Source organism: Hanstruepera sp. CR43 (assembly GCF_055227665.1).
Genome location: NZ_CP200078.1, coordinates 191480 through 209056, shown reverse-complemented (window position 1 = coordinate 209056; position 17577 = coordinate 191480). Strand labels below are relative to the sequence as shown.

General features: G+C 33.7%; 22 protein-coding genes. 6 read left to right on the top strand and 16 right to left on the bottom strand.

The window, feature by feature from the left end:
* Nucleotides 1-86: 86 nt before the first annotated feature.
* Nucleotides 87-2273, top strand: a complete 2187-nt coding sequence (locus ACKXGU_RS00885; RefSeq protein ID WP_463466201.1) for a T9SS type A sorting domain-containing protein — start codon at nucleotides 87-89, stop codon at nucleotides 2271-2273.
* Here the strand turns inward: ACKXGU_RS00885 and ACKXGU_RS00880 are convergent.
* Nucleotides 2270-3634: a T9SS type A sorting domain-containing protein gene (locus ACKXGU_RS00880; RefSeq protein WP_463466200.1), complete on the bottom strand. Its 1365-nt coding sequence runs from the start codon at nucleotides 3632-3634 to the stop codon at nucleotides 2270-2272. The two genes, ACKXGU_RS00885 and ACKXGU_RS00880, sit on opposite strands and share 4 nt — an antisense overlap.
* Before the next feature lie 180 nt (nucleotides 3635-3814).
* On the opposite strand from ACKXGU_RS00880, the gene ACKXGU_RS00875 reads away from it, so the two are divergent.
* A complete protein-coding gene (locus ACKXGU_RS00875; RefSeq protein ID WP_463466199.1) occupies nucleotides 3815-4090 on the top strand; it encodes a DUF3817 domain-containing protein in 276 nt (91 codons plus the stop codon).
* A 6-nt stretch (nucleotides 4091-4096) separates the two neighbouring features.
* The gene (locus ACKXGU_RS00870) at nucleotides 4097-5344 is read left to right on the top strand and encodes a mechanosensitive ion channel family protein (protein WP_463466198.1); all 1248 of its coding nucleotides are present in this window, start codon (nucleotides 4097-4099) and stop codon (nucleotides 5342-5344) included.
* A 1-nt stretch (nucleotide 5345) separates the two neighbouring features.
* Here the strand turns inward: ACKXGU_RS00870 and ACKXGU_RS00865 are convergent, their stop codons facing one another.
* Together ACKXGU_RS00865 and ACKXGU_RS00860 are read right to left on the bottom strand one after the other, a co-directional pair.
* Nucleotides 5346-5735: an acyl-CoA thioesterase gene (locus ACKXGU_RS00865; protein WP_463466197.1), complete on the bottom strand. Its 390-nt coding sequence runs from the start codon at nucleotides 5733-5735 to the stop codon at nucleotides 5346-5348.
* Between the two features lie 3 nt (nucleotides 5736-5738).
* Entirely contained in the window at nucleotides 5739-6626 is an 888-nt protein-coding gene (locus ACKXGU_RS00860) for a DUF72 domain-containing protein (protein WP_463467394.1), read from the bottom strand.
* Nucleotides 6627-6799: 173 nt separating this feature from the next.
* Between ACKXGU_RS00860 and ACKXGU_RS00855 the strand changes: the two genes are divergently transcribed.
* Together ACKXGU_RS00855 and ACKXGU_RS00850 are read left to right on the top strand one after the other, a co-directional pair.
* Nucleotides 6800-7201, top strand: a complete 402-nt coding sequence (locus tag ACKXGU_RS00855; RefSeq protein WP_463466196.1) for a glyoxalase — start codon at nucleotides 6800-6802, stop codon at nucleotides 7199-7201.
* Nucleotides 7202-7648, top strand: coding sequence for a transcription elongation factor (locus ACKXGU_RS00850; protein WP_463466195.1), 447 nt, complete (start codon nucleotides 7202-7204; stop codon nucleotides 7646-7648).
* On the opposite strand, the gene ACKXGU_RS00845 is transcribed toward ACKXGU_RS00850, so the two are convergent.
* The 6 genes from ACKXGU_RS00845 to ACKXGU_RS00820 form a co-directional block, all read right to left on the bottom strand.
* Nucleotides 7641-8318, bottom strand: coding sequence for a DUF2461 domain-containing protein (locus ACKXGU_RS00845; protein ID WP_463466194.1), 678 nt, complete (start codon nucleotides 8316-8318; stop codon nucleotides 7641-7643). The genes ACKXGU_RS00850 and ACKXGU_RS00845 overlap by 8 nt on opposite strands.
* Nucleotides 8319-8397: 79 nt before the next feature.
* On the bottom strand, nucleotides 8398-8955 hold the full coding sequence (locus ACKXGU_RS00840; protein WP_463466193.1) for a hypothetical protein: 558 nt from the start codon (nucleotides 8953-8955) through the stop codon (nucleotides 8398-8400).
* 47 nt (nucleotides 8956-9002) lie between these two features.
* The gene (locus ACKXGU_RS00835) at nucleotides 9003-9182 is read right to left on the bottom strand and encodes a hypothetical protein (RefSeq protein ID WP_463466192.1); all 180 of its coding nucleotides are present in this window, start codon (nucleotides 9180-9182) and stop codon (nucleotides 9003-9005) included.
* Nucleotides 9183-9224: 42 nt separating this feature from the next.
* The gene (locus ACKXGU_RS00830; RefSeq protein WP_463466191.1) at nucleotides 9225-9389 is read right to left on the bottom strand and encodes a DUF1328 domain-containing protein; all 165 of its coding nucleotides are present in this window, start codon (nucleotides 9387-9389) and stop codon (nucleotides 9225-9227) included.
* A gap of 102 nt (nucleotides 9390-9491) precedes the next feature.
* Complete coding sequence (locus ACKXGU_RS00825) at nucleotides 9492-9998, bottom strand: Dps family protein (RefSeq protein ID WP_463466190.1); 507 nt, start codon at nucleotides 9996-9998, stop codon at nucleotides 9492-9494.
* 171 nt (nucleotides 9999-10169) lie between these two features.
* Complete coding sequence (locus ACKXGU_RS00820; protein ID WP_463466189.1) at nucleotides 10170-10853, bottom strand: tRNA pseudouridine synthase A; 684 nt, start codon at nucleotides 10851-10853, stop codon at nucleotides 10170-10172.
* Nucleotides 10854-11050: 197 nt separating this feature from the next.
* Here ACKXGU_RS00820 and ACKXGU_RS00815 point away from each other — a divergent pair, with 197 nt between their 5' ends.
* Nucleotides 11051-11482: a hypothetical protein gene (locus ACKXGU_RS00815; protein WP_463466188.1), complete on the top strand. Its 432-nt coding sequence runs from the start codon at nucleotides 11051-11053 to the stop codon at nucleotides 11480-11482.
* Between the two features lie 75 nt (nucleotides 11483-11557).
* Here the strand turns inward: ACKXGU_RS00815 and ACKXGU_RS00810 are convergent, their stop codons facing one another.
* The 7 genes from ACKXGU_RS00810 to ACKXGU_RS00780 form a co-directional block, all read right to left on the bottom strand.
* The gene (locus ACKXGU_RS00810; protein ID WP_463466187.1) at nucleotides 11558-12373 is read right to left on the bottom strand and encodes a prohibitin family protein; all 816 of its coding nucleotides are present in this window, start codon (nucleotides 12371-12373) and stop codon (nucleotides 11558-11560) included.
* Nucleotides 12374-12387: 14 nt separating this feature from the next.
* A complete protein-coding gene (locus ACKXGU_RS00805) occupies nucleotides 12388-13125 on the bottom strand; it encodes a hypothetical protein (protein WP_463466186.1) in 738 nt (245 codons plus the stop codon).
* The gene (locus tag ACKXGU_RS00800) at nucleotides 13118-14176 is read right to left on the bottom strand and encodes a hypothetical protein (protein ID WP_463466185.1); all 1059 of its coding nucleotides are present in this window, start codon (nucleotides 14174-14176) and stop codon (nucleotides 13118-13120) included. The genes ACKXGU_RS00805 and ACKXGU_RS00800 overlap by 8 nt, the downstream gene beginning before the upstream one ends.
* 264 nt (nucleotides 14177-14440) lie before the next feature.
* Nucleotides 14441-15187 carry a 3-oxoacyl-[acyl-carrier-protein] reductase gene (gene fabG, locus ACKXGU_RS00795; RefSeq protein WP_463466184.1) on the bottom strand — a complete coding sequence of 249 codons (747 nt, stop codon included), beginning with the start codon at nucleotides 15185-15187 and terminating at the stop codon, nucleotides 14441-14443.
* Between the two features lie 108 nt (nucleotides 15188-15295).
* Entirely contained in the window at nucleotides 15296-16168 is an 873-nt protein-coding gene (gene sucD / locus ACKXGU_RS00790) for a succinate--CoA ligase subunit alpha (RefSeq protein WP_463466183.1), read from the bottom strand.
* 83 nt (nucleotides 16169-16251) lie between these two features.
* Nucleotides 16252-16641 carry a nuclear transport factor 2 family protein gene (locus ACKXGU_RS00785; protein ID WP_463466182.1) on the bottom strand — a complete coding sequence of 130 codons (390 nt, stop codon included), beginning with the start codon at nucleotides 16639-16641 and terminating at the stop codon, nucleotides 16252-16254.
* Entirely contained in the window at nucleotides 16642-17577 is a 936-nt protein-coding gene (locus ACKXGU_RS00780) for a UDP-3-O-(3-hydroxymyristoyl)glucosamine N-acyltransferase (RefSeq protein ID WP_463466181.1), read from the bottom strand.

Here is a 17577-nt window from a genome sequence, read left to right as displayed (position 1 = left end):
TATAAATTTCTATCATTTATAGATAGAATCACAAAATAAAAGCAATTATTAACATTTTTTTATACATTTATACAAACCAAAAGTTCATGAAAAAAATTACATATTTCCTCGTTTTTATATTCACTTTTTCATCTTTTCAAAGCCATTCACAACATTCCATAGCTCGAGAATGGAATGAGCAATTATTGGATGCCATTCGGATTGATTTTGCCAGACCTACGGTTCATGCTAGAAATTTGTTTCACACGTCGATGCTTATGTATGATGCTTGGGCCATTTTTGATGAACAAGCTGAAACCGTATTTTTAGGAAAATCCTTTAGGGGTTTTGATTGTCCGTTTTCAGGTATTGATACACCAACTGATATTGATGCAGCAAGGCACGAAGTGATTAGCTATGCCATGTTTAGGTTGTTGAGTCATAGGTTCCAAAATTCGCCTGGCTCTGCTGAATCACTAGCTTCCTTTAGTTCATATTTAGCTTCTTTAGGATATGATGAGAATTTTACATCAACGGATTATATTACAGGATCATATGCCGCATTAGGAAACTATCTAGCGAGTGAAATAATTGCTTTTGGACTACAGGACGGTTCTCATGAACAAAGTGGTTATAATAATTTATATTATGATTCCGTAAATGAGCCTTTAGTATTGGAATTATACGAAGACAATACGGGTATTGATCCAAATCGTTGGCAGCCATTAGCTTTTGACGTTTTTATAGATCAAAGCGGTAATGTTTACCCTTTAAACACCCCTGATTTTGTAAGTCCGGAATGGGGTGAAGTTGCTCCCTTTAGCTTAACAACTGATGAATTGGAAATATTGAACAATGGATTTGATTCCTATCTATATCATAATCCAGGAGATCCAGCATATATTCAAAACTCTAACGAAGATGGATTTGACGATCCTTATAAATGGTATTTCACGCTTGTGGCTTCCTGGTCCTCTCATTTAGATCCTGATGATACCACATTAATCGATATTTCTCCCAATGGATTGGGAAATGTTGACTTTGCTGATTTACCCCAGACTTTTGAAGAGTTTCGATCCTTTTATGACTATATGGAAGGTGGCGACCCTGGATCAGGACATGCTCTAAACCCATACACCAATGCACCTTACACACCTCAAATGGTCAAACGCGGTGATTACACCCGGGTTTTAGCCGAGTTTTGGGCTGATGGGCCAAACTCTGAAACTCCTCCCGGACATTGGTTTACCATTATGAATTATGTTAGTGATCATCCATTAGTCGTAAAAAGAATCAATGGACAAGGACCCGTTTTAAGTGATTTGGAATGGGATGTAAAATGTTATTTGGCATTAGGTGGCGCTATGCATGATTGCGCAGTAACTACCTGGGGAATTAAGGGGTATTATGATTATATCAGACCTATTTCGGCCATTCGCTACATGGCAGGAAAAGGTCAAAGTTCGGATATGTCGTTACCTAATTATGATCCACATGGTATTCCATTAGTACCAGGTCGTATAGAATTAATTGAATCAGGAGATCCTTTAGCTGGTGATTCTGATGAAAACGTTGGAAGAGTGAAAATTTATGCATGGAGGGGACCAGATTTTATTACCGATCCAGATGTCGATATTGCCGGTGTCGATTGGGTATTAGGCGAACATTGGTGGCCTTACCAGCGTCCAACATTTGTAACACCTCCATTTGCGGGCTATGTTTCGGGTCATTCAACATTTTCCAGAGCGGCAGCAGAAGTATTAACCTTACTAACAGGAGATGCATTTTTCCCCGGAGGTATGGGAACCTTTGATGTGGTACAAAATGAATTTTTAGTGTTTGAAGAAGGACCTAGTGAAACATTTCAATTGCAATGGGCCACATATCGTGATGCTTCAGAACAAACTAGCTTGTCCAGGATCTGGGGCGGTATCCACCCTCCTACTGATGATATTCCTGGTAGAATCATTGGAGCAGAAATTGGTGTTGAGGCATATACTTTAGCCGAACAATACTTTAATGCCACATTGAGTACTGAAGAATTTGTAACAGAAAACAGCATTCGTATTTATCCAAATCCATTTTCTAATGATATAAACATTAATAACTACAACAATCAGTCCTTAAGTTTTCAATTGTATGGTTTAGATGGTAAATTGATTCATTCAGAAAATTCCAATAATAATCCAATAGTAACATTGAAGATCGAAGGGCTTCAAAGTGGTTTGTATCTTTTGAAGGTGTTTAATGAAAATAATGACGTACTAACTATAGAGAAACTAATTAAAAACTAACTTTTAATTAGTTTCTTAATGGCTTTTTTATTTGAAGTTGTGATTTCAACTAAATAAACTCCAGAGCTGTAATTGCTTAAATCAATACTATTGGTTCCTAAAGATAGCTTGGACTTAAATATTGATTGCCCGTTTAAGGTATATAAACTTACTGTACTTTTGGTATCTGTTACGGTGATATTCATATAATCAATCACTGGGTTTGGATACATTTCAAAAGCTAATTCATCCGTTTTTATATTTTCAATAGATAATGCATTACAAGCCGACTCATCTTCCACAAAGTTGGATGAATTGTCAATATCCCAATTAGTTAAATATTCAGCATTTGTATCATCGACGTAAATGCAGGTTAGTGCAGGGTTATTTGTAGCATTGAAATCGGATATAATATCGTTCTCCCCATTTCTTAAATCCAAATCCTCCAACTCATTGTTTTCTAATCTGATATATTTAAGCTCGTTGTTATTTGACAAATCAATGTTACGTAAGGCATTGAAGCTTGCATAAAACAATAATAGTTCTGGGTTTTGCGATAAGTCAAGCTCTTGAAAACTATTATTGTTACATAATAAACGTCTTAATGACGAATTAGAACTTATATCTATTTGTGAAAAACTATTTCCGCTTATATCCAAATATGTCAAATCTTGACAATGGGCAAAAACCAATTCAGTTAGGCTGTTTTGACTACATGAAATTGTTTCCAAAAACAAATTATTAGTAATATCCAGAGCCATTAAATTGTTATCACCACAAAACAATGATTCCAGCAATGTATTTTGCTCTAGATTTAAATTCTGTAAATTATTTGAGTAGCACCAAAGCACAGATAGATTAATATTATTGTCTACATTCAAATCACTTAAGTTATTTAAATTACATGACAGGACTTCTAAATCTAGATTGTTTGATACATCTAAATTGGATAACCAATTATTACTAATGTAGAGTTCCTTAAGTTCAGTGTTAGCAGAAATATTCAGAGCAGTCAAGCTGTTATTTTCAATATCCAACACCTCCAATTGTAGGTTATTTTGTAAATCCAATTCCTGGACATTATTATAATAACAGTATAAATACCTTAAATTAATAAAGGCTTCAATACCCGTTAAATCAGTAATGTTTTTATTGAAAATATTCAGAGTTATCACACTTTCCGCATCACTGTTCAATATGTTACCGTTAAGACCATTGGTGTCTACACCATAATCTATTAACGCTTGTTCAAAACTTGAATCAGGAATGGAAGTTGTTTGAGCTGAAGCTTTTAAACACAATAAAGCTATCGCACATAAAGTAACGATTACTCTAAAATTTATTGTAGATTTTGTTGAGGCCAAACTATAATAAAATATCATTTACAGATTAAAAGTATTATTAAATAGCTTACTCAAAGATTAAAATCGTTATTTGTAACTTTTTATCGTTAAGCTACTTAAAACATAAAACTGTAAAACCGAATTTTAGAAGATGTAATTTGTAAAAAGTGTAAAATAATAGTATAATGAATTGTATTTTTGCCGAAACCAAAACATAATATGTTACCACTATTTAGAATAATAGCGCTGCTTGAAGGCGTATCCTACATTTTACTTCTGTTTATTGCCACTCCTATTAAATATTTTATGAACGAACCAAAATATGTTAAGCTATTGGGTATGCCGCATGGTTTACTATTTATAGCATACATTGTTTTAGCCATCATTATTGGTGGTAATTTAAAATGGAATTCCAAAGTAATGCGGACTGTATTATTGGCATCCATAATACCGTTTGGAACATTTTATGTAGATAAAAAGTTTTTGAAACCATAATATTTTATGAAAGATATTCAATGTTTATTCTATGACTACCTAATCTCATTAGATGTTAGTGCCAATACGGCCAAATATTTAAATTTATTAGTTCTTTTAATTGGGTTATTTGTTGTTATTTTTATTACAGATTTCGTAACCAGAAAACTGTTAATTAATGCGTTTGGCAAGTTTTCGGAAAAATCTAAAACTCATTTTGATGATTTATTGGTTAATCATAAAGCACCCAGAAACATAGCCCATATTGTTCCTTTGGTTCTAACCATCAAACTTTTTCCCTTTGTTTTTTATGACTTTCCTCATTTTGAAAGTTATATAGTTACCGTACTAAAGGTATATGGTATTATTTTAACAGTATGGATTATACGGAGTATTCTTAAAACTTTTGAATCCTATTTCAAAACATTACCCAGACTTAAGGACAAACCCATCGATAGTTATATTCAAGTGGTTATGCTGTTCGTTTGGATTATTGCCATCGCCTCCTGTCTTGCCGTGGTTATTAATCTATCATTTATTAAATTCTTTACAACTTTAGGTGCTGCGTCTGCTATTTTACTGTTGATTTTTAAGGATACCATTCTGGGCTTTGTTGCCAGTATTCAAGTGGCAGTCAATGATAGTGTTAGAATTGGTGACTGGATCACCATGGAAAAATATGGAGCCGATGGTGATGTTATAGAAATAAACCTATCAACCGTTCAGGTACAAAATTTTGATATGACCATTACCCATATTCCAACTTTTGCACTTATTTCGGATTCCTTCAAAAACTGGAGAGGCATGCAATCATCAGGTGGAAGGCGTATTAAACGCGCCATTATATTAAAAGCTAAAAGTGTCCATTATTTGACCGATGACCATATTGAAAAACTTAAAAAAATACATTTAATAACGGACTACCTGAATCAAAGGCAAAAGGATATTAAATCTTACAACGACTCTAATAACATTGACAAGTCTACTCTGATTAATGGCAGAAACCTGACTAATATTGGTGTTTTTAGAAAGTATTTAAATAATTACATCGAAAACCACTCGGCCATCAACAAGGATATGTTTATTATGGTCAGGCAATTAGCACCCACTGCTCAAGGATTACCATTGGAGATTTATGCATTTAGCAGTGATAAGCGTTGGGAAAACTATGAGTATATTATGTCTGATATTTTTGATCATGCACTTGCAGCTGTACCATATTTTGATTTGGAAGTATATGAACTAACCGCAGGAATTGATAATACCGGTAATTAGTTTAATCTTCTAATCGATCCCTTACATATTCTACCTGGGTTTTGCCATGAGGTTTTGGTTTACCATTTTCATCAAGATTTACCATAATAATATTATCTACTGTTAATATGGTTTCACGTGTCATCTTATTCCTGGCTTCACATTTGAGAGTTAAGGATGACTTACCAAAACGCACAACTTCAATTCCCAACTCAACAATATCACCTTGCTTGGCCGAACTCATGAAATTGATTTCAGACATAAATTTTGTTACAATGCGTTTGTTTTCCAATTGTATTAACGTATATAATGCCACTTCTTCATCTATCCAAGCTAATAACCGACCTCCAAAAAGGGTCTCGTTAGGATTCAAATCTTCGGGTTTCACCCATTTTCTTGTGTGAAATCTCATTAGTTATAATAGTTTTTGTTGTTGGTCTTCATTAGGAATTTTTAAAGAAGTTCCTAAAGCCTTGTTTAATCGTTTAATAAAATAAGCAGAAAGTAATGGCGACTCCTTTTCTATATTTTGGTGGATAAAAAAATCAATTTCCTTGATACCTTGATCCTGCCACTCTTCCAATCTTTTAACCCAATCATCTAATCGTAAATAATCCGATGGGTGATTTGCTCCCACATAACGTACAAATGCTGTTGGGTTGGTCAATCGCATGTGCATTAAATCCCGTCTGCCAGCAGTATCTACGATGACATTCGAAATATTATTTGACTCTAATAAATCATAAAGTTGGTTGGAAACCACTTCATCATTATACCAATTGGTATGCCTAAATTCTATAGCTAGCGGAACCTCTTTTGGCCAATTTTCAACAAAGTGCACCACTCTATCAAAATCTTTTGGAGCAAAATTATTATGCATCTGTAGAAATATGGTTCCCAATTTTTCTTTAAGGTTAGATGCATTGTATAAGTAGTTTTCTACAACTGCCTGAACGTCATTCAATCTTTTCCAATGGCTAATTTCCTGATTCAATTTTGGAAAAAACTTAAAACCTTTAGGTGTTTTATGATGCCATGTTGCAAATTGTTCCGCAGGAAAAATTCTGTAAAACGTCGCATTCAATTCTATGGAGTTAAATTGATTGGAGTAATAGCCTAATTCATCTTTAGTCCCACGCGGATAGAACCCTTTCAAATCGGCTTTATTCCATTTAGCACATCCAACATATACTTCAGGCAGATTATCATCTTTAACCTGATTAAGCACTCTTGCAGTGTCAATATGGTCTGCCGGTAATGTGAAATCGATTAATTCTGGGTTGTCTACACTTCCAAACTTCATATATCGTGTTTTCATCAAAGATAGTTTATAAAGATTGTAGTAGAAAACGGTTGGTATAAGAATGTTCAATGCAATGATGATAAAAACCTATTTGTTGATAACGCTGTTAATATTCTAAATCATTTGAACTACAAATGGATGATGTAATTTTTATTTTTAATCAAACTTAAATCATGAACCGATCTACAAACCTATTGCAATGCCGACCAGAAATTTCTACGGCATTATTCTTTGATACGATGAGTCCCGATGAACGTTTTCAGAATGCGACACTTCGTCCAGTCATAAAATTTCAAAATGATTTATTCATTGAAGTTTTCAAAAATTATGTCGAAAAACACAAAAATGTATTTTATCATTTATCCATTGAAAAGCAGATAGACTACATAGAAAATGCCATTCAAAAGGATATGAAATTCAGGAATTCGTTAAAGGGTATGGTCATTGGTCAATTTACTGTAGATGAATACCGTTTTTATATTACGAATTCATCGGCGTTAAATAAGCGTATGATGAATATTGTAAAAGAGCGTTTAATAGATAATATTCAAGTTTTTCAGGAACTGGTTGCTTAAATGACTGTTAAAGAGGAATTACTAGCTGTTTGTCAAAACTACGCCAGTAGGCGTATAGCTAGCTATAGAGATGAAATAGAAACCATAAAAGAATCTATTGAAAACAACGACAAGAGCAATGACGAAGATGATGATTCTGGCAATGGAAAGCTTTTTAATGATTTAGAAAAAAATGCCCAACACTTAACAGAAGCGCTTAAAACTTTAGACACGTTAAAACTGATTAATCCAAAAACTAATCACACCAGTGTGGTTTTAGGCAGTATCGTAAAAACCAATAATGCGAACTTTTTCATTTCAATCAGTATTGGTTCAATAGAATTAAACGGTACAACTTATTTTGGCATATCGCTTCTTTCCCCTATGGGGCAATTACTCAAAAACAAGGAGGTTGGAGATATCATTGAGTTCAATGGCAATAAGCACACTATTGTAGAAATTAAATAATGGATTCACCATTTAAATTAGTCGTGAGCACATCACTCATATAATTAAAATAAGGTCTGACTGCTTTAAATGACTTGTTTACATCCTCAATAAAATTATTGGAAATAACTTCCTTATCTGTATATTTTCGAATAAAGATGTATTGCTTTTTCTTTATTAAATCTATGGCTTTATGTTCTTTACTAAATCCTTTTGGAGCTGTTTTGACTTCGTCGCCAACAAATTCTCCCCAAATGGATTTAAATTTTTTATCGGAGATGATATTTCTAATTTCCTGATCATCCATTTCAAACTCTTTACGTATTCGCAATAAATCTTCTTTGACTGGCTCCCAAAAGCCCGTTGCTATAAACGATTCATTATTTGGTTGTATATGCAGATAATAACCACCTCTTAGTTCAGGTTTTCTTCTGTGAAAGGAACCTCCAAAATGTGTTTTATAGGGCAATTTGTTTTTCGAAAACCGAACATCACGATATATCCGAAACATTTTCATTTTATCAATATCATCATGTTCATTTAGCAAGTTGTATAATTGATTATAGACTTGCTTTACCTCGGATTCGATTTCCTTGAACGCCTTTTTATTTTCATGAAACCATTCTCTATTATTGTTTTTTTCTAATTTTTTAAAAAAATCAAAGGCTTCTCTTGGTACTGTTTCGTTCATAGCTTAAATTTTTATTTAGCTAAAGTTATAAAAAAAGCCTCAATTAAATTGAGGCTTTATTCATCAATCAAAATAATGACTATTTGGATTCTTTAACAGTCACAAACTTTGTTGTCAATAATGAGTTGCTATTGGCATCATAATATTCAATAATAAAGTTATCATCTCCATCAAAATAACCAACACCTGAATAGTCTGGATTATTAAAAATATAATAATTGCTATTTAGATTGGATCGATAAGCTGTACCTATATTCTTCTTTGTCATTTTAGCAGTAACTGAAAATCCATTGGCATTCTTGACGAAACTATATTCTTTATCATTTTTTATGTAAGTAACCAATTCTATTTCAGAATCATAAAAGGGATCGTTATCATTGTCAATTTCTATGGTTTTAGTAAGGGTTTTATCATTGTCTACCACCATATCCTGATTTACCTTGCCAGCATCTTTCTTATCTAGTTTGATGCTTTTTTCCTCTCTTGTGGTCACTTTTACTTTATTTTCAACAACTTCCTTACCGTTGTCAATTTTTACTGTTTTAACTTCTGTCGTTTCAGACATACTTCTAGGTTCATCTTGAGCATAAAAACTCATGGAAACTAGAAATATGCTGATATATATTAAGTTCTTCATTGTTTTTAGTTTTAAGGGTTAATAATTCTTTCTTAACCTAAAGTTTATTACTGGTCAGTAATATCTTCAACTGCCTCCTCTACATCATCGGCGGCATCTTCAACTCCATCTCCGACATCCTCGACAGTTTCTTCAATTTTTTCTCCAGGTTCTTTCTCATCTCTGCATCCTGTAAACACTGTTGAAAGTGTGAACAAAAACACACAGGCTAATATGACTTTTTTCATTGTTATAATTTTTAAAGGTTAATAATTTATAATGTTTTCTAATTATTTTTTACTCAAGCCTCCTTTTAAGAGTGATAATACAAATAGTACTAGAAAAATAAAGAAACATATTTTAGCTATTCCAGCCGATGCTCCTGCAATTCCACCGAAGCCTAAAATTCCGGCAATGATTGCGATTACTACAAATGTGATTGTCCAACGTAACATAATTTATTGTTTTTAATTCTTAAATGACTACAAAAGATAGCCTACCCTAACTTTTAGGGATAAATAATACTTTTCTTTTTCTAGGGCAATTTTGATGCTTTGCTATGAAGCTTCTACGGGAGTTTTATGAAGGGAGTCTTTGGTGTCTCTGGTCCAAGCATCTAACATCCAGCTTGTTTTTTCCAACTCTCTTATATAGGCACCTATCAAATCGATAGTACCTTCATCTGAAACACTTTCAGCTTTTTCGATAACTTTAGTCATCTGCTTAAGAAGAATTTTATGATCGTGTAATGTATCCTTGACCATATCTAGATCCGTGTTTAAATTTTCTTTTTCTGTAATGGCCGATACTTTAAAATAATCCTTGAATGTACTCATAGGATGAAACCGCAATGTTAAAATACGCTCTGCTATTTCATCAATCTTGATTTTAGCATCATTGTACATTTCTTCAAATTTGTTGTGAAGATCAAAAAAATTCTTACCAAGAATATTCCAATGGTTGCTTCGTAATTTTTGATAGTAAATATGATAATCTGCTAACAATGTATTTAATTCCACCACCACAGGTATTAACTTTTCATCTTTCATGTTTAAATAACTCATAATTGTTTGTTTTGCTGATTTATAAATAATTACGCTTATAAACTATGGGCTGGATGAGATAAGTCAAGTGATTTAACAAGCTTTAACCTATTTAAGGTTTTTTTAACATAAATTATGTTAAATCTTAATAGAGGTTCTTAATGGATTTTAACAGAGTACAAAGTCTATTTTCTATTGAAAATCAACTTTATTGAGAATTAAACCTGAAGCTGGAGCAATATAATCTATGGCTATATTGTTATTAGGAAGTAAGCTCGCTTCAATATCCTGAAGCGTCAATTCGCCTTTGCCAAGCTTAATGAGAGCACCCATCATCAATCGGATTTGGTTTCGCATAAATCCTTTGCCTTTTACACGCAAAATGTATGATTTTTCAGGAAAAAAATTAGCTGTCAATTGGGTGTTCTCAACTATTTCGCAAACATCAATTTCTCTATCATAAATACCTTTATCCGTGGGTTTGAAACAATATGATTTAAAATAATGAGAACCTTGAAAAAGCCTGGCACCTGCCTTCATGAGTTCAATATCCAAATCCACTAAAATAGTTGTCATTATGGGAGCACAAAACGGATGGAATTTCCCCCCAAATGCAAAAACATATAAGTATTCCTTAACCTTTGATCCTTGTATGATATTGAAATCACCTGATACTTCAATAAGGCTTAATGCTCGAATATCTTGTGGTAAATTAAAATTAAATAACTCAAGAAAAGCATCAATATCCTCAATTTGATGATAAAGAAACAATTCAAATGCCGCTTCATTAGCAGATACCATAGCATCTGTTCTACCAGCAGTTAATGTTTTGAACTTCTTGCCCTCAAGAATGTATCGCAGTGTTTTGTCGATCATCAAATGCAAGGTTTTCAGATTAGGCTGTTTTTGCCAACCATGAAATCGGTAACCCAAATATTGACACTTTACCAGATAATAATATCGTTTGTTCTCAAACACGTGATCTGCTTTTGAAGGCTCGAAATTACTGTATTTTAAACATCTTACAAATTTTTTATAACTTGTTATATATAAACTAACTAAATTTTTTAATTATGACAGAATCAAACAAACCTGCAATCTGGTTTTGGATTGTTAGTATTATCGCGCTCCTATGGAATCTTATGGGTGTTAATGCCTACATCCAGCAAGCCTACAGAACAGAAGCTCTAATGTCTCAATTAACACCAGAGCAAATTGCTCTACTCGATGCCAGACCCGCTTGGGCAACAGCATTATTTGCCATCGCTGTATTTGCTGGTGCCATTGGTTGTCTATTGCTTTTATTGAAGAAAAAACTTGCGACAACTGTTTTAATTTTGTCATTTGTAACGGCTACCATACAACAAATTTGGTGGTTCACAACTGATGGACCATCTACTATGGATCAATTTTCAGGTATCACTATGCCAATCATGATTATTGTTGTTTGTGCACTATTAGTTTGGTTCTCGAGAAAGAGTGCTGTTAAAGGTTGGATTTCGTAAATAAAATATTGAATTTAATAAACAAAAAAGGCACTATTCATTAGTGCCTTTTTTTAGTTTAAAATTTATTCTATGCTATTGATTTCCTAAAATAATAGGCATTCCCGAATCGCCAGAACCAATCACAATAACTTTACTATTGTTTGATTCAGATAATTTTATTGTTGCTTCTATCCCTTTGTCCTGTAAAATCTTATCGGTTAAGGAGGCACTTAAAATTTTATTGGCATCAGCTTTACCTTGTGCTTCTATTCGTTGGCGTTCGGCTTCTTTTTGAGCTGTAACCAATCTAAACTCATACTCCAAAGATTCCTGTTCCTGTTTTAATTTTCTTTCAATGGCCTCTTTGATTGTTGGTGGCAACGTGACATCTCTAATCAAAACACTATTCAATTGAATATATTGACTCTGAACAATATTTTTGGTTTCTTCAAAAATTTCTTCTTGAATAGCGTCTCGTTTACTAGAATATAATTGCTCTGGCGTATAACGTCCAACAACACTACGAGCAGCACTTCTAATGGCAGGCTGAAGTACTCTTGTTAGGTAGTCCTCTCCTTTTTCATTATGTAATTTACCTAAATTTATTTCATCTGGCTCATAAAGCACAGAAGCATCCAATTTAATATCCAAACCATTTGAAGATAGCACCGACATTTTTTCTGGAATTTCCTGTTGGCGTGTTTCATAATCAATGACACGGTTCCAAGGAGCTATAATATGAAATCCTGGTCCTAAAGGTGGCTTTTCAGAATCCACACCATCTCGAAGTGTTTCATATAGAACAGCTGCATGACCAGAATCTATGGTTACTGCAGATTTTGCAATCAAAATCAATAAGAATACTATTGTGGCAATAATTGGTATGCCAATTTTTGGTAACTTTTCCATTGTTAAATTTTTAGTTAAATAAGTCCGTTATATTTTCTAATAAACCATTCTGAAGCTAAACATAAGGCAATTAGAGCCAGAAGATATTTCCAGCTTATCAAAGATACTGTATTTTTTGTACTTTTTTCAATAGTAGCAAAACGGCTATCATTCAATAAATCATCTATTAATTTTGAGAAGGTATCAGGAAAATAGAGTTTTCCATTTGTGTTGATTGCCGTAGAATTTAACTTCGAAACATTAGCATTCAAAAACTGCTCTTCAATATTATAAGCTAATATTTTAAATTTTCCGGATTTTGAGATGTTATTGTTGACCGCTGTCACTTTAAAACTATAATCAGAAGCTTTTAGATTACTTAAATTAACTTCATAGCTATTATTCTTCAATATAAATGGGAATGATTGCTTATCGCCCGAAATATCATCGGTAACCTCAATAATTAAATTCTCTCTATTGTCAAATTCATATGTTTTATTAAAGTATTGAGCACTTATTATAACGCTCGTATTACCGTTATAAAAAGACTCAAACTCTACATTCAATCGTTCCTTTCTTTTTTTTGAAGCTAGATACTGAATAAGTTTACCTATAAAATCATCAAACTGATCAAAAGAATCGTTATTTAAAAAACTCTGCGCTCGCCACCGCCATAAATCTTCTCCAAGTAAAATAGCCTGTCTGTTTGTGTTTTGTTCCATGGTGGCTAACAAAACGTCTTCAGTGGTAATACTACCAATTTGTTTAAACAAGATTGTTTGAAATGGAACTGAAAAATTTAGGTTTCCAAATTTTCCTCTTTAGAGGCGGAAATGACTGAAAGTCCAAATCTGCCAAAATAAATTCAGAATAATTGGTGTTTGAAATAGCCTGAAAATCTTCTGTTTGTGAATTGATATCATGCTGGAATGCGTTGGAATCACTGTTGAGAAAATTCCAGTCAGTTCTGGTCCCAGTTATGATCAATTTATTTAATGGAATCGTGTTAAGTGCTTCAAATACTGGTCTAAATTTATTGTTGGGTTGATATAATATAACCATTTGAAAATCAGAAATTTCAGAAACAAACTGATTCACATCCATAATGGTTGCTGTACGCTGCTCATTACTTTCAATACTCTTTTTAAGCATTCCTAAATCAGGATGAATAAAGTCACTGACAATAGCAATATTTGATTTTTCATTGACTACTTCAATAGCGAATTCTTTCTGATTATTAACCGTATTTTTTTCATTATCCAACGGTTCTACAAGGGCTTTATAAGTAAACACCCCTATTTGATTAGCAGGTAGTGTTAGATTGATAACCCTGGAATTGTCGGTCTTGTTGAATTCAATATTTTCAGACCAAACCGTTGTGTTTCCATTAAGAATTTTAAAAGTTGTCGCAATGTTTTTTTCTCCATTATAGGTCAGTATGGCTTCAACTGGAAATTTATTTTTATAGAAAGCATACTTATTAACATTAAGTTGTTGTAATTTAATATCAGCGTGAACTGTTGTATCACCAATAACTACTGGAAATACAGGCTGATTATATTTCAAAGATTCGTATTCATAATCCGAACCATAGGTTTGATTACCGTCCGATATTAAAATGGTGGGTGCAATATCACTTTTATAGATATCCTTAAGCTTTTTAAAGGCATTTGATACGTTAGTTTGTCCTCCTGAATAATTTAGGCTGTCGGTCATAGTGACATCATCACTAAAAGCAAAAAACTCAAGATCAAATTTATCCTTAAGATCTTTATTATTTTTTAATGCTTGTATAATTCCAGAAACCGCATTCTTTTGATTCAAAAATTCTATGGAGCTTGAGTTATCTGTGGCAACAACTAGTTTGGGTTTTTCATTATAAAAGGTTTCTTTTTCAACTTTTGGATTTATTAAAAGCAGTAGAATCAGAAAGAATGTTATAAATCGTAAAAAAGCAAGCAGTCTGTAAGTATTCGAACGCTTTTTAGATTGATACCAATACTGAAAAAGCGCTAGTAATAGCGCTATGAATTCCAGATAATATTATCCATAAAAGAGTATATGAACCCATTAAATATTAAAAAATGATTAGGTTAACATGCCGCCATCTACATTCAGAGTTTGTCCTGTAATATAAGATGACATATCACTAGCTAAAAACACACATGCATTTGCAATATCTTCGGGTGTTCCTCCTCTTTTCAAAGGAATGGCATCTCTCCAGCCCTTGACGGTATCTTCATCTAATTTAGCTGTCATTTCCGTTTCAATAAACCCTGGTGCAATGACATTACTTCTGATGTTACGAGAACCCAACTCTAAAGCAACTGATTTTGAAAATCCTATGATACCTGCTTTGGATGCTGCATAATTTGTCTGACCAGCATTACCCTTAACACCAACTACAGAACTCATATTAATGATAGAACCTTGGCGTTGTTTAAGCATGGTACGTTGTACCGCTTTGGTCATATTAAACACAGACTTTAAATTGACTTCTATAACTTTATCAAAATCTTCTTCACTGATACGCATTAACAGGTTATCTTTTGTGATGCCTGCATTATTAACCAAAATATCAATCGAACCAAATTCATTTACTACAGATTCAGCTAAATCCTGGGCTTCTTGAAAACTGGCAGCGTTGCTTTTATAGCCCTTTGCCTTAATACCCAAAGCATTTAATTCACTTTCCAGTTCATTTGCTGCTTCTACCGAAGAACTATATGTAAAGGCAATATTGGCGCCTTGTTGAGCAAATACTTGAGCAATACCACGTCCAATTCCCCTACTGGCTCCTGTAATTATAGCTGTTTTACCTTCTAATAATTTCATTTTCTGTTGTTGAGATTAGTTGTTTGTCAAATATAATAAATACAAGTTGCATCAAATAAAAAAACCTTACAAGATTTTGTAAGGTTTTTAACACTTGATGTTATCATATTAAGCCAATACTTCGGCTACTTTTTTACCTATTTCAGCAGGTGAATCTACAACGTGAATACCACAAGCTCTCATGATTTTTTTCTTGGCTTGTGCCGTATCATCACTTCCTCCAACAATGGCTCCAGCATGGCCCATGGTACGACCAGCAGGTGCCGTTTCACCAGCAATGAATCCAACTACGGGTTTTTTGCTACCGCTCTCTTTATACCAGTTAGCAGCATCAGCTTCCAATTGACCACCTATTTCACCAATCATCACGACGGCTTCAGTTTCTGGGTCATTGATTAACAACTCTACAGCTTCTTTAGTGGTTGTACCAATGATTGGGTCTCCACCTATTCCAATAGCAGTAGTAATACCTAAACCTTGCTTGACAACTTGATCTGCAGCTTCATACGTCAAGGTTCCAGATTTTGACACAATACCTACTTTTCCTTTTTTGAAAACAAAACCAGGCATGATACCTACTTTGGCTTCCTCTGGTGTAATAACACCTGGGCAATTAGGCCCGATCAATCGGCAATCCTTTCCTTTAATATAATTTGCTGCTGTAATCATATCAGCAACTGGAATACCTTCAGTAATGGTGATAATAACTTTAATTCCAGCATCTGCAGCTTCCATTATAGCATCTGCAGCAAATGCAGGTGGAACGAAAATGATAGTCGTGTCAGCACCTACTTGTTTTACAGCTTCTTCAACAGTATTGAAAACAGGTTTATCTAAATGGGTTTGCCCACCTTTACCTGGTGTTACACCACCAACAACGTTGGTTCCATATTCTATCATTTGACCAGCGTGAAATGTTCCTTCACTACCTGTAAAACCTTGTACAATTATTTTTGAATCTTTGTTGACTAAAACGCTCATTTAAGTTAAATTTTATTGTTTTTAAAACGTTACAAAAGTAATCTTTTGAACAGTATTTATAAAAGTATTTTTGGATTTCTTTTTTAAAATGAATTGGAATTTAAGGTAACCTGGTCTGCTGGTTGACTCATTTCGTAAACACGGTATATTTTATCATCCTTAAACTCAATGATTGATACATAATGTGCCAGTGGCATTTCATCTGCCGACTCGATGGTGGTTCCATAAAGCGTGTATCTGGCAACAACAGCATTTTTATCCTTCAATAAATGGGATGTATCAAACCGTAGGTTACTATACGATTCTGTGACACCTTTAAAAAAAGCCAATGTTCCCTTGAAATCCCTAAATCTGTAACCTTTACTACTATTCCAATGAACCTCACAATCTTTATGATAAAATTTTTCAATTAAGCTTAAATCATTGGCCAAATCTGAATTGAAAAATTCCTTGATAATCTTTTTGGAAGCCATTTATTTTTCTTTAATTTTTTTTAGAATTTCAGGAATCTGTTTGATGTAAGCCAGTTCTTTAAACTTCTCACGAGCTTCACCTGCCGGTGAACCAAAATAAGTTTTGCCTGGTTCGGTTGTGTTAACTAGTCCAGACTGTGCATATAAAATGGTGCCTTTTGATATCGTAATGCCACTCTTCACACCAACTTGCCCCCAAAGCGTCACTTCATCTTCAACAACTACACAACCTGCAATACCAACTTGAGATGCTATAAGGCATTTTTTTCCAATAACCGTATCGTGTCCAACCTGAATCAGGTTATCTAATTTTGAGCCCTCTCCAATAGTGGTATCACCTGTTACGCCACGATCAATGGTACACAACGCACCAATATCCACATGGTTTTCTATGATGACTCTTCCTCCAGATAATAATCTGTCGTATCCTTCTGGTCTTTTCTTATAATAGAACGCATTGGCTCCCAAAACTGTACCTGCATGAATAGTCACATGGTCTCCAATAATGGCATCGTCATAAATACTGACGTTAGAATGAATAACACAGTTTTTTCCAATAATAACATTATTACCAATAAAGCAGTTGGGCTGTATGATGGTACCATCTCCAATGACCGCACTATCAGAAATAGTACTTGATGATGATTTAAAGGGTTTAAAATGGCGTGTTAACTTATTAAAGTCCCGAAACGGATCATCACTAATCAATAAGGCCTTGCCTTCAGGACAATCCACCTTTTTGTTTATTAAGACAATCGTTGCCGCAGAATTTAAAGCTTTATCATAATATTTAGGATGATCAACAAAAACAATATCCCCTGGCTCAACTACATGAATTTCATTCATGCCCAAAACAGGAAAATCATCCGCACCAACATAATCAACATCAATTAAATTGGCAATTTCTTTTAAAGTATGTTTATGAGGGAATTTCAC

Bases quoted from the DNA above. Each gene is read 5' to 3' on its own strand.
- ACKXGU_RS00885 (WP_463466201.1), top strand. From the start codon at position 87: ATGAAAAAAATTACATATTTCCTCGTTTTTATATTCACTTTTTCATCT.
- ACKXGU_RS00880 (WP_463466200.1), bottom strand. From the start codon at position 3,634: ATGATATTTTATTATAGTTTGGCCTCAACAAAATCTACAATAAATTTT.
- ACKXGU_RS00875 (WP_463466199.1), top strand. From the start codon at position 3,815: ATGTTACCACTATTTAGAATAATAGCGCTGCTTGAAGGCGTATCCTAC.
- ACKXGU_RS00870 (WP_463466198.1), top strand. From the start codon at position 4,097: ATGAAAGATATTCAATGTTTATTCTATGACTACCTAATCTCATTAGAT.
- ACKXGU_RS00865 (WP_463466197.1), bottom strand. From the start codon at position 5,735: ATGAGATTTCACACAAGAAAATGGGTGAAACCCGAAGATTTGAATCCT.
- ACKXGU_RS00860 (WP_463467394.1), bottom strand. From the start codon at position 6,626: ATGAAGTTTGGAAGTGTAGACAACCCAGAATTAATCGATTTCACATTA.
- ACKXGU_RS00855 (WP_463466196.1), top strand. From the start codon at position 6,800: ATGAACCGATCTACAAACCTATTGCAATGCCGACCAGAAATTTCTACG.
- ACKXGU_RS00850 (WP_463466195.1), top strand. From the start codon at position 7,202: ATGACTGTTAAAGAGGAATTACTAGCTGTTTGTCAAAACTACGCCAGT.
- ACKXGU_RS00845 (WP_463466194.1), bottom strand. From the start codon at position 8,318: ATGAACGAAACAGTACCAAGAGAAGCCTTTGATTTTTTTAAAAAATTA.
- ACKXGU_RS00840 (WP_463466193.1), bottom strand. From the start codon at position 8,955: ATGAAGAACTTAATATATATCAGCATATTTCTAGTTTCCATGAGTTTT.
- ACKXGU_RS00835 (WP_463466192.1), bottom strand. From the start codon at position 9,182: ATGAAAAAAGTCATATTAGCCTGTGTGTTTTTGTTCACACTTTCAACA.
- ACKXGU_RS00830 (WP_463466191.1), bottom strand. From the start codon at position 9,389: ATGTTACGTTGGACAATCACATTTGTAGTAATCGCAATCATTGCCGGA.
- ACKXGU_RS00825 (WP_463466190.1), bottom strand. From the start codon at position 9,998: ATGAGTTATTTAAACATGAAAGATGAAAAGTTAATACCTGTGGTGGTG.
- ACKXGU_RS00820 (WP_463466189.1), bottom strand. From the start codon at position 10,853: ATGATCGACAAAACACTGCGATACATTCTTGAGGGCAAGAAGTTCAAA.
- ACKXGU_RS00815 (WP_463466188.1), top strand. From the start codon at position 11,051: ATGACAGAATCAAACAAACCTGCAATCTGGTTTTGGATTGTTAGTATT.
- ACKXGU_RS00810 (WP_463466187.1), bottom strand. From the start codon at position 12,373: ATGGAAAAGTTACCAAAAATTGGCATACCAATTATTGCCACAATAGTA.
- fabG (WP_463466184.1), bottom strand. From the start codon at position 15,187: ATGAAATTATTAGAAGGTAAAACAGCTATAATTACAGGAGCCAGTAGG.
- sucD (WP_463466183.1), bottom strand. From the start codon at position 16,168: ATGAGCGTTTTAGTCAACAAAGATTCAAAAATAATTGTACAAGGTTTT.
- ACKXGU_RS00785 (WP_463466182.1), bottom strand. From the start codon at position 16,641: ATGGCTTCCAAAAAGATTATCAAGGAATTTTTCAATTCAGATTTGGCC.